This is a genomic window from Desulfosporosinus sp. Tol-M2, from assembly GCF_059735615.1.
The window spans coordinates 1-11,147 of record NZ_JCAIJG010000073.1 but is presented as its reverse complement, the minus strand read 5'-3'; the positions used below and the strand labels follow the sequence as shown (position 1 = coordinate 11,147).

Sequence of the window (11,147 nt, the reverse complement as noted above, 5' to 3'; positions counted from 1 at the left end):
ATCCTGGATATTTTAGCCGTTGAACTTCTCGGGGTCGTTCCTGAAGACGAGAGTATCGTCATTTCTACGAACCGCGGCGAACCGGCAGTTATGGATCAAACCTCAAAAGCGGGCGAGGCCTACCGGAGGATCTCAAGGCGGATTAAAGGGGAAGAAGTACCCCTGATAACTCTGGATGTGCCGCAAGGAATTATGGATAGACTGAAGAGACTCGTTGGCTTACGCTAACCGTTCGGTACGGAGAGGAGGAATCGTCTTTGTTAGAATTTATCAGCCGAATGCTTGGCAGGGGAAGTGCCTCGAGCAAGACGGTGGCTAAAGAACGCCTTCGGCTCGTTCTGGTTCATGACCGTGCCTGCATTTCGCCTGTCATGCTCAATAAATTAAGGGAAGATATAATCAAAGTTATTTCTAACTACATGGAAATCGACGAAGCTGCGCTCGAATTCAATCTATGTCAGGATGAACGCGAAGTGGCGTTAGTTGCCAATATTCCTGTCGTCAAGATGAAGCGGGACTACGCCGCCAAGGGATAATCTGAAAGAGCCTTCCAACACCTACGAAAAGTGATGGAAGGTTTAATTATTAATTAAGCGCTACTTTGTTACCCCAGCCCAATTCCCTCTGATTTCTGGCTAAAGATGTGTTATAATTGGGCAAGTATCAGGGTTCATACAATAACCAGAGGGGAATTATCGTGGATAGACGCACACTGAAAAACCTGGACTTTTTATTTATCTTCGTTACGTGTTTGTTATTGATAGCCAGTCTCCTGATCTTGAGTACGGCTTCATTTAATGTGCTCGAATCAGATCCTTTGCACTATGTCAAGTCGCAAGCCATTTGGATTATGATCGGTATTGGCATTGCAACGCTCATTGCCGTGATCGATTATGAGAAATGGCGAACGTATCGGTGGTGGATTTATGGCTTTAATATCACGTTGCTCCTGGCCGTGATTTTTTTGGGGGACGAAAGAAATGGGGCAGTTCGTTGGATAGCGACTCCCTTTGGCTTTAATATCCAACCCTCAGAATTCGCCAAAATCTTCATAATTCTTACCCTCGCGGATTTCTTAGCCGTCCGCCAAGGAAAACTCAACAATTATAAGGATTTTGTAATGCCCTTTCTGATCGTACTCCTCCCCATGCTGCTCATCTTCAAGCAGCCTGACTTAGGAACAACCTTGGTTTTTTTGGCGATATTTATCGGGATGATGTTTGTAGCGGGAGCAAATCCCAAGAAATTCGGAGGGCTGTTACTGGGAGGAGCAGTCATTGTGGGGGTAGCGCTCTGGCTCCACTTCGCGACGAATCTACCTGGGTGGCTGTACTGGGCTCAAGGACTACCTCTTCCCATGGAAGATTACCAGTTAAAGCGCTTGACTGTTTTTAGGAACCCAGCAGCTGATATATCCGGAGACGGATATCATATCATCCAATCTATTTGGGCTATTGGGTCTGGAGGGTTATGGGGAAAAGGGTTTCGAATGGGAACACAAGGCCAGTTGAACTTCCTGCCGGAGCATCACACGGACTTTATTTTTTCCGTCGTTGGAGAAGAATTCGGCTTTATTGGGACGATCACCCTACTCTTTCTCTTTTTGATCTTCCTCCTACGCAGTCTTAGTATAGCCTTAAAAGCGCGAGATGCTTACGGCATGTTGATTGCCACGGGTGTGGTTTCAATGTTTACCTTTCATATATTGGTCAATGTCGGTATGACCTCCGGGATAATGCCGGTAACAGGAATTCCACTCCCCCTTATCAGCGCGGGCGGAAGCTCCATGTTATCAAACATGGCTGCGGTGGGATTAATGTTGAGTGTTAATCTAAGACGCCGACGGCTTATGTTCTAATCGAACCTAGAACCTCGAACTTCGAAATTGAGGTTCTATTTCTTTTGCCCTTTCATAAACTATTAAGGGAATGTACGAGCTTGATCAAGGTTCGAGGATCGAAGTTTGAGGCTCGAATCGAAGCGAACAAGTTCGCAATATTTGAAGTCTTAAAGTATAATTTCGTTTTTCGATTCGCAGAATCGAATTCGAAGATCGAATCTCGGACTTCGAACATCGAACTTCGAAATGGGGTGGGGGGATGAATCCGTTTGAACGCTGGGATGACTGGGAATGGGAACGGGCAATCCAAGAAGTGGGAAAAGAACCGGGGCGGAACAAATTGGAACCACGCCTTAATCAGCAACCCGGACGATCTCGACGTCCTGTCAAGGCAGGATGGGGGGATTTTTTTAAACATTGGAACGGAACTCAGAAGCGCACCATCTTAGCTGCGACCTTATTTTTATTGGTTTTCTTTAGTGCCAACAGTACAGACCCATTTTCAGGAACTATTCATTCAATATACCAGAGCGCTATGAACTCGGGTAATTATTACACAGCCTTAAATGGTATGGCTAAAGAAGCCTTGTCCCTGGGTGGCGTCGTTAGTAAGAATGTTCCAGTTGATGTCAGGATGAAAGGTCAGTTTTTACCCCCTATTTCCGGGAAAGTCGTCGCTGCTTTTGGAGAAGTGGGGGATGGGAGAAGCAATGCTCTGGGTTCAATTCATAACGGGATTGATGTGGAGAGTGCTTTAGGAGTACCGGTGGTTTCGCCTGCAGCAGGGGTGGTTACCGCAGTGGGGGAAGATTCCCAACTTGGGAAGATTGTAAAACTGGATTTTGGGGATGGCTGGACCACAGTGCTTGGTAATCTTGGTGATATTTCGGTTGTCAAGGGTCAGCGGATCGAGAAAGGCGGTGTTCTCGCGACAGTCGGTCTTTCCGCACCTTTAAAGAAGCCCTGGCTTCACATTGAACTGAGAAAAAATAACGTCCCGGTCAATCCTATACCTTATCTAACCCCTGCACAATTGTAAGGGCACGTGTAATCGTGGTTCGATGTTCGATGCGCGAAGTTCGAGGTACGAATTGAAGCGAACAAAGTCCTGATCGAGGCGCGAGGCTCGATGTCCGAGTTCGAATCGAAGCGAACAAAGTTCGCATTAAAGTTTAAAGCCTTAGAGTATAATTCCGTTCTTCGATTCGCAGAATCGAATTCACAGATCGAACCACGAACATGAGGAGGAGGAAAAATGGAGCTCATAAAAATTTCTGGGGTGAGTCTCCGAATTCATCCCACGTTTCTTATGGCTTTGGTCGTTTACGGAGTCCTGGGTTTAGCAGCCCAGGCTCTTCTCGTCTTTGGCTTAGTCTTCTGCCATGAATTGGCGCACTTATTAACGGCCAGAGCGTATGGATTTCGTGTAGTGGGGCTTGAGCTGTTTCCGTTTGGAGGAGCAGCCTACTGTGATGATCTCTTTGAAGGACGAAAATTTGAGGAGAGCATCATAGCGTTAGCGGGTCCGGCCTTTAACGTGGTCCTTTTATTTGGGGCTCAGGCGTTAAGGTGGCAAGGGGTGTGGACAGGGGAACTTGCGGACGATTTTGTACGTTTTAACTTTTGGCTGGCTGCCTTTAATTTGATCCCCGTTTTGCCGCTCGATGGCGGTCGGGTTATGCGGGCACTCCTGGCGAAAAGCTTTGGCTTCGTCYMGACCACGAAGTTATTGGCATGGTCCGGCAAGTGGCTTGGCGTACTCCTGGCCCTGTATGGAATACTTTTATGGAGTAAAGGAAAATTCATCGARGGGCCACTCACTTTGATCATTTTGGGGGGATTTTTTTGGCTGGCAGGCAGTAAAGAAATCTCTTCGGCTCATATTACGTTTCTCCGGCAATTGACGCGTAAGAAAGAGGACTTGTTAAAAAAGGGTCTAATGCGTAGTTTTTGGGTAACTGTTCATAAGGACACTTCCCTCGTGCGAATCGTTGAGGAGTTTACTCCCGATCGCTATGCTATGATCTCTCTGGCAAATGAAGCTTTGGGGTTGGGTAAGATCCTGACCGAAACGGAGGTAGTGGAAGGGATGTTGCGGGAGGGGATTCGTTTTCCAGTTGGTAAACTTTAGGGATATTCTGTTATATATGATATAATTGAGGTCCACAATGTAGTAGTACAAGGGGGCCTCATTGATTCCATGAATGAATTTACCGCGCCGGGGATACGCCAACAGGTCGAACGGTTTTTACCTAAAGTTCTGAAACCAAGCAGGTACTTAGGCTCAGAATGGAACGCGATTAAGAAAGACTGGGCTAAAACAGAGGTCCGGATGGCCTTTGCTTTCCCGGACGTTTACGAAGTTGGCATGTCCCATTTAGGAACAAGGATTCTTTACCACCTGATTAACTCGTTCCCGGAATTTCTCTGTGAAAGGGTTTTTGCTCCTTGGGTGGATATGGAAGAGACAATGCGKGAGAAGGGTATTCCCCTGTATGCGCTGGAATCGTTTCAACCTCTCCAGGCGTTTGATGTCGTCGGATTTACCCTTCAGTATGAACTGAGTTTTACCAATATCCTGAATATGCTTGATTTGGCGGGTATTCCACTGCGATCCGCTGAACGCGGGAGCGCTGACCCTTGGATTATTGCCGGGGGCCCTTGTGCCTTTAACCCGGAACCCCTCGTAGGGTTTATTGATTTCTTTCTCCTTGGAGAAAGTGAAGAACAGTTGCCTGAAGTGCTTCGTCTCATAGCCGGGCAGAAGCTTAAGCCGCTTCCACGGAGGGACTTTTTAGTGAGAATTGCCCAGGTGCAAGGGGTTTATGTTCCGGATTTCTACCATGTATCCTATAAACCCGACGGTCGAATTGAGGGTATTAAGTCTGAAGAGGGCGTTCCAGCCGTAGTAGGAAAGGCCATCGTTCAAGACCTGGATCAGGCGTTTTTCCCGACCAACCCGGTTGTCCCGTACCTGGAAATTGTGCATGATCGGATGATGCTTGAAGTGATGCGCGGCTGCTCACGGGGCTGCCGTTTTTGCCAAGCAGGTATGATTTATCGTCCGGTTCGGGAACGTTCTCAGGAAACTCTTCTTAAGCAAATGGAGAAGTTGGTGCGTTCCACGGGGTATGATGAGGTTGCACTCACCTCGCTTTCCAGTGGGGATTACTCCTGTATCCAGCCCGTCATTGAGAGCATCCTGGAGAAGCATGGAGAAGAAGGAGTTGGGATTTCTCTCCCCTCGCTCCGAGTCGACTCTTTTGATGTCGATTTAGCCGAGTCCGTAAAGAAGACTCGTAAATCCGGATTAACCTTTGCACCGGAGGCCGGGTCACAGCGCTTGCGTGAAGTCATCAACAAAGGGGTTACAGAGCAAAATCTCCTGGATGCTGTCGAGGCCGCCTTTAAGAAGGGATGGTCAACCATTAAGCTTTATTTTATGGTTGGGTTACCGACGGAGACGCAGGAAGACATCGACGGAATCGTTGATCTGGCTAAAAAGGTCGCCAATCTTGGAACCAAGCTTGGACGCCGCAATATCACAGTAACGATTTCAACGAGTTTTTTTGTACCMAAAGCGCACACGCCGTTTCAATGGGAACCTCAGGAAGCAAAAGCTTCGGTGGATCTTAAGCAAAGATATCTACGAGAAAAATTAAGAGACCGCAGAATTAAATATAATTATCATGATGTGAAGACGAGTTTTCTGGAAGCGGTCTTTGCCAAAGGAGATCGGCGACTTGCTCCACTTCTCGAATGGGCGGTCAAACATGGAGCTCGTTTTGATGGTTGGGGTGAGCAATTCCGGGAAGATGTGTGGATGGATGCTTTTAAAGAGTTTGGCATTGACCCCCACTTTTACGCCAACCGGGCGATGGATTATGATGACATCTTACCGTGGGAGCATTTAGAGAGTGGCGTGACGAAACAGTTCTTGGTCAGTGAACACCACCGGGCACTGCAGGGAACCAAAACAATGGATTGCCGGCATGATGAGTGTTCCGGGTGCGGAATATGCCTGGGCAGAGGGGTTCAGATGGAGTTGAAAGGGTGAGTGCCATGCGGCTAAGAATCGCCTATACCAAAGTTGAAGATGCACGGTATATCGCACACCTTGACCTAACGCGGGTGTTTGAACGTGCGGTCCGACGGGCTGGTATTGCCATGTCCTATACGGAGGGTTTTAATCCGCGTCCCAAAATCTCCTTTGGCTTCGCCCTGGCGGTTGGGACAGAAGGGGAACGGGAGTACGTGGATATCGATATCCAACGCGAACTGGATTTGGGGGAAGTGCTCGGGCGCATTCAGGAACAATTGCCACCGGGGATTCGACTGCTGCAAGGACGTGCCCTGACCCAGGGAGTTAAACCCTTAATGGCGGTCCTTAATGCGGCAAGTTACAGGATCCGGATTCTGATGGCTTTGCCGATTCTGCCGGAACGTTTACAGGAGGCGGTAAGCCTTTGGCTCGCTCGGGAGCATGTGATCTATTTACGCTACACGAAAAAAGGGCCAACTGAGAAGGATATTCGGCCATGGGTAAAGCGTATGGAAGGTGAAATCCATGGCGACGAAATCATCTTTGAGTTGGAGGTTGAGATGGGTAATGCCGGGAGTGTTCGTCCGGAGGAAGTGCTCGCCAGTCTCAGGGAGCTTGAAAATTTACCGCTGGATCTGGAGGAGCTGCATGTTAGACGGACGGGGGTGCATGTGAATTACCAGGGGGAGAATAGCTCGCCGTTTGAGCAGCTTGATGAGTAGAGGCGGCTGGGTGAGCGGTTAAGCCCGAGGTGCGATTTGCCTGTTCTTACATCCTACGCCGGTAAGGATTCTTCTTGGGCTCACGGCTTCGGCGATAGTCATCCTCAGCGCGATAGAATTCGTTAAGGGCCGTGCGCTTTCGGCGATACTCTCCACAGGAGACTATCGTCACTGGAGACTATCGTGTTCCATCGCTATTCGCTTGACGCTAAGGCTAAAACGCGTAACCTCTGGGTTGTTCTGAATGTGAACCAACGCGTTTCTTAACGCTTTATCGTCTGCGCTCATTGACGCGATTCCTCTCTCCGTACTTCACTAAGCAAATCGCACCTCTCCGCTTTGAAGCTGAGCTGCGCCGCTGGGCTTGGGATGGACGCAAGGTCAGGACGCCAAGGAATTGATTTGCTGTAGACGATAACCAGATTCTTGATTTGACTATTCCCGATAACCTCGAAGAATTAGACTATTACGCTAACGAGCTTGTAAAGAGAAAAAGAAGATCTCCTAGCTATGCTGATTCAAGTATTACTGATAATATAGTAATCAATTATATATACAAGAATGTTAAAAAGTTCGAAGTTGTTATAGGCATTTTTCCTCAAAGCGGCTATAAAAGAAAAGGGTTTGATCAGCGGTACTATCGTTCACGTATCAATGCGTACCAAATACAGGTATGTGTTAGAGCATATAAATGTATAAGCAATATAGAAAGAATATCCATAAAAGAAGGTGAGAATAGTGAACTTGAGAAATTATAGGGGACAGTTTTTGGATCATTTAGCTAATATTAGCGATGAAGAATTTGATCAGGAACTATTTGATGCAGGTATCGAAAATCAACAACAGAAACTAAATATCAACAGAGAACTTACTTTTGAGTCTATTGAGGTTGATGCTGCTGAAATGGTATGGGGAAAAGATTTTTATGGAAGCACTAAAGATGTTATTACTTTAGAGGCTTTATCTAATGGGGAGACTGCCTAATTGAATACAGACGTACCCATTAATGAAGAAGTAAGAAGTAAATTAGTATTTTCGGACTATCGGTTTGATAATATTGAATTCAGAATAAACCCCTTGTTTAATTTTGACAAACCGATTGATGTCCAGTTTACTTTGAGTGCCGAGATTAAAATCATTGACGATGTGACAAAATCGGCTGTGATTATTGTTGGCTGTAGAGTTTTTAAGAATCCTAAAGAGAATAATTATCCATTTACAATTGATACAACAATATCAGGCGATTTCCATTTTGAGGGTGACATAGGCGACGATGAATTTGTTAGATTTTGTGAAACAAGCGGAATTGCAACGTTACTTCCCTTTATAAGAACGGCAATTACTAATATAAGTACAATTGCTAACTTGCCACCTTTAGTTCTCCCGTTGCTAAATGTGAAAAATTTGCATATGAAAATTATGGACGAATAAGACAGTTATCTTAAATTCCGGGCCCTAGGTTCGGCTTTTTACATAGAGAGTTAAGAGATTTAATATTTAGAATTATGCTAAATATACGGCTCGCCTCCGCCATCTAAACTCGAATTTAGGCGGAAAATAATGACGAAAGCCTTGAGGTACATAAAGTTGTACTGCCTCAAGGCTTTTTCGTATTTCAGAAAGTATAATTTATAGAAACGATTCTCAATATAAAAGGGTTTTATTGACAAGCATAGAACTATACCAAAGATAAGAGATAAGAGATAAGAGATAAAAGGAAAAGTAAATAATTGGAGGTATTAATCCGGATGAAGCATGAAAATGCCGGATGTTTAAAAGAAATCGTCATTCAAAGCCAAAACCAATCACATAAGCTCCGTGCAGCCGTCTTTGAACAAGGCGAATTGATGGAAGTGTTCGAGGAAGAGGACGGCTCATCCCATTTGGTGGGGAATATTTATCGGGGGCGAGTGGAGAACGTTCTGCCGGGTATGCAGGCCGCATTTGTCGATATCGGGCTGGACAAGAATGCATTTCTTTATGTCGATGATGCTGTCCCGTCGCGCTTTGAGGAGGATGAAAAGGCGGATTCGGCTGCTCATGGTCGGATCGAGCACATTCTCAAGCCGCGCCAGGAACTATTGGTTCAGGTTGTTAAAGACCCGGTCGGTACAAAAGGGGCGCGGATTAGCGTCAACTTAACCCTGCCGGGGCGGTATGTCGTGCTTCTTCCGCAGGTGAGTTATAGCGGGGTTTCCCGGAAGATTTTAGATAATAACGAACGGGCGCGTTTGCGGGATCTGGCGGATCGGGCAAAACCCGAGGGGATGGGGGTTATTATCCGTACCCTCGCCGAAGGGGTTGATGGGGACGAGATCGCGGAAGATATTACGCAGCTTGTGGAGAATTGGCGGGCGTTGCAACCCAGGATTCCGCATGTTTCCGTGCCTGGTATCGTTCATAAGGATGTTGATTTGATTTCCAGGCTTGTCCGCGATTGGATTGATCAAGATGTGGAAAAAATTACAGTCGACCAGGATGAATTGGCTATCATTTTAAGAAAAGCTCTGCAAAATATTGAACACCTGGTGGCTAAACACATCCATGTTGTCACTTCAGAGGACCTCTTTGTCCGGTATGGTGTGGGTGAAGAAATTCGGAAAACCATGCGCCCTAAAGTTTGGTTAAAGAGCGGGGGCTATCTGGTGATTCAACAAACGGAAGCGCTGATCGTGATTGATGTAAATACCGGAAAATATGTAGGGCAGCGGTCACTTGAGCAAACGGTGCTTCATACGAACCTTGAGGCTGCGGGTGAGATTGCACGCCAGCTGCGTCTTCGAAACCTTGGGGGGATTATTATCATCGACTTTATAGATATGACCTCTAAAGAAGATCAGCAGCAGGTGATTAAGGTGCTGGAGACGGCCTGTGCGCGGGATAAAACGAAGTCACAGGTATTAGGGCTGACCCAACTGGGGTTGGTGGAAATGACCCGCAAGAAAGTGGGTCAGACCTTAGCGGTGCGTTATACCTCGCCATGTCTGACCTGTGATGGCAGCGGGAGGGTCTGGAATGGATAGTCTTAGGATTCCATGACCTCTGCCAAACTGATTTGCCTAATTCCTTTATGGCAACGCGCCGGTAAGTTAAGATAGTAATTTGTTGCTTCATCAAGATTTTTTTGCGCAGTTTCCGAAAGGTCAGCAACTATTTTGGCCGGCGAACCGACGACCAGTTTATAAGGGGGAATAATAGTCTTTTCTACTACTAGAGCACCGGCACCAATCAGACAGCCATCGCCTATACTTACATAATCCATAATGATCGCACCCATGCCGACCAAAACATGTTCACCGAGCTTAGGGGTATGAAGAATCGCCCCGTGACCAATGTGACTCCGTGGCCCAAGAACAGCGTCACAACCAGGATAAACATGAATAACGCAGTTTTCCTGGATATTGGAACCTGCTCCGATCGTAATTTTACCCCAGTCCCCTCTAATACGTGCGCCGGCAGCCACATAACAACCTTCACCCAAGGTAACGTCACCAATTATTGACGCTTCCGGAGCGATATAGCTTCCCTTGCCGATAGATGGTCTTTTTCCCTCAAATTCATAGATTGCCATTTTATATCCTCCTCCCAAACCCCAGTAATAACTATTCCTGTATTCCTGATTAGCTATTATTATTGATATTTATTATTCTTCATTATTCGCCAAGCTAACTCCTTAATCCTCCATGGCGGGAGTAATCTGGGTGTGGAGTGAATGGCTGACCCCGATTATCGGGGTTCGTACGCTGGCTTCGGTGATCATGCTGATTACTGGAACAGTAATTGGTGTTGTGGTATTTGCTGGGATGGTAAAACTTTTGAGAAGGGAAGAGTTTATTCAAGCAATGGGGTTGGTGAACCGAAAGATTGGAAATCGATGGATCAAAATATTGAGTAAACTGGCGTATGAAGCTAATATCGAATCTCTTGAATGAATATTAAATGAATATTAGAAGAAATACGGACAATTTTGCATAGTGACAATCGAGGAATTATCTGGTATCCTTTTAAGAAATAGTTAATATTAAACATTCGGCAATGGAGCCGTCAAGATGTCGGAGAGATATCTGGCGGTTTTTTTATTGTAAAGGGAGAGCATACTTTGAAAGCTACCGTAATGGAAAAAGTGAAACCTTCCTTAGAACGGTCCGCAATACTTTTAGCTATGACAGAGACAAGAGAGGAAGAGGCTAAGCTTAAGGAGTCCCTATATGAATCTTTTAGAATACGTTGCGGCGTGACGGAACTCGGAGGGACTCTGGCTAATCTTCAACATACTGGAAAACTAACGAATTCAGTGATGGCAACAGCGTTTAATACGGGTGTCATTTCCAAGGAAGACCGGAAGATTCACGCACTTATCCATGCAACCTTGGAAGCTAGTAACAGTATATTTATTCATACCAACAGCAATGCCAGCTTTGTTTTGAAAATAGGTTTAACGACGGATACAGAATGGATCGCGGTAGCAATTTATGGTCGTTCTTCCCTTCATCCCCTCTTGGAACATGCTCGTGTGGGGTTGGGAGTTATGCATCTTTGATTA

Annotated in this window: 12 protein-coding genes and 1 pseudogene; 12 read left to right on the top strand and 1 reads right to left on the bottom strand. The window is 46.2% G+C overall.

Annotated features, from left to right (window positions below; translation table 11 throughout):
- The 10 genes and pseudogenes from AC6I5A_RS05590 to AC6I5A_RS05545 form a co-directional block, all read left to right on the top strand.
- Positions 1 to 228 (top strand): annotated as a pseudogene (locus AC6I5A_RS05590) (septum site-determining protein MinD); the annotation flags it as partial.
- A 29-nt stretch (positions 229 to 257) separates the two neighbouring features.
- Complete coding sequence (gene minE / locus AC6I5A_RS05585) at positions 258 to 536, top strand: cell division topological specificity factor MinE (protein WP_034612769.1); 279 nt, start codon at positions 258 to 260, stop codon at positions 534 to 536.
- Positions 537 to 694: 158 nt separating this feature from the next.
- The gene (gene rodA / locus AC6I5A_RS05580) at positions 695 to 1,858 is read left to right on the top strand and encodes a rod shape-determining protein RodA (protein WP_034612778.1); all 1,164 of its coding nucleotides are present in this window, start codon (positions 695 to 697) and stop codon (positions 1,856 to 1,858) included.
- Between the two features lie 241 nt (positions 1,859 to 2,099).
- Positions 2,100 to 2,879 carry a murein hydrolase activator EnvC family protein gene (locus AC6I5A_RS05575; RefSeq protein WP_034612767.1) on the top strand — a complete coding sequence of 260 codons (780 nt, stop codon included), beginning with the start codon at positions 2,100 to 2,102 and terminating at the stop codon, positions 2,877 to 2,879.
- Between the two features lie 216 nt (positions 2,880 to 3,095).
- Positions 3,096 to 3,971: a M50 family metallopeptidase gene (locus AC6I5A_RS05570; RefSeq protein ID WP_034612764.1), complete on the top strand. Its 876-nt coding sequence runs from the start codon at positions 3,096 to 3,098 to the stop codon at positions 3,969 to 3,971.
- Between the two features lie 69 nt (positions 3,972 to 4,040).
- Entirely contained in the window at positions 4,041 to 5,897 is a 1,857-nt protein-coding gene (locus tag AC6I5A_RS05565; protein WP_034612761.1) for a TIGR03960 family B12-binding radical SAM protein, read from the top strand.
- Complete coding sequence (locus AC6I5A_RS05560; RefSeq protein ID WP_497900522.1) at positions 5,894 to 6,604, top strand: TIGR03936 family radical SAM-associated protein; 711 nt, start codon at positions 5,894 to 5,896, stop codon at positions 6,602 to 6,604. The genes AC6I5A_RS05565 and AC6I5A_RS05560 overlap by 4 nt, the downstream gene beginning before the upstream one ends.
- A gap of 768 nt (positions 6,605 to 7,372) precedes the next feature.
- Complete coding sequence (locus tag AC6I5A_RS05555) at positions 7,373 to 7,588, top strand: hypothetical protein (RefSeq protein WP_034612757.1); 216 nt, start codon at positions 7,373 to 7,375, stop codon at positions 7,586 to 7,588.
- The gene (locus AC6I5A_RS05550; RefSeq protein ID WP_034612755.1) at positions 7,589 to 8,035 is read left to right on the top strand and encodes a protein-export chaperone SecB; all 447 of its coding nucleotides are present in this window, start codon (positions 7,589 to 7,591) and stop codon (positions 8,033 to 8,035) included.
- Between the two features lie 317 nt (positions 8,036 to 8,352).
- Positions 8,353 to 9,627, top strand: coding sequence for an Rne/Rng family ribonuclease (locus tag AC6I5A_RS05545; RefSeq protein WP_034612754.1), 1,275 nt, complete (start codon positions 8,353 to 8,355; stop codon positions 9,625 to 9,627).
- Between the two features lie 2 nt (positions 9,628 to 9,629).
- Here the strand turns inward: AC6I5A_RS05545 and AC6I5A_RS05540 are convergent, their stop codons facing one another.
- Entirely contained in the window at positions 9,630 to 10,175 is a 546-nt protein-coding gene (locus AC6I5A_RS05540) for a gamma carbonic anhydrase family protein (protein WP_034612752.1), read from the bottom strand.
- Between the two features lie 130 nt (positions 10,176 to 10,305).
- Between AC6I5A_RS05540 and AC6I5A_RS05535 the strand changes: the two genes are divergently transcribed.
- Positions 10,306 to 10,536: a hypothetical protein gene (locus AC6I5A_RS05535; protein ID WP_034612751.1), complete on the top strand. Its 231-nt coding sequence runs from the start codon at positions 10,306 to 10,308 to the stop codon at positions 10,534 to 10,536.
- Positions 10,537 to 10,718: 182 nt separating this feature from the next.
- Entirely contained in the window at positions 10,719 to 11,144 is a 426-nt protein-coding gene (locus AC6I5A_RS05530) for a HutP family protein (RefSeq protein WP_034612775.1), read from the top strand.
- Positions 11,145 to 11,147: the final 3 nt, after the last annotated feature.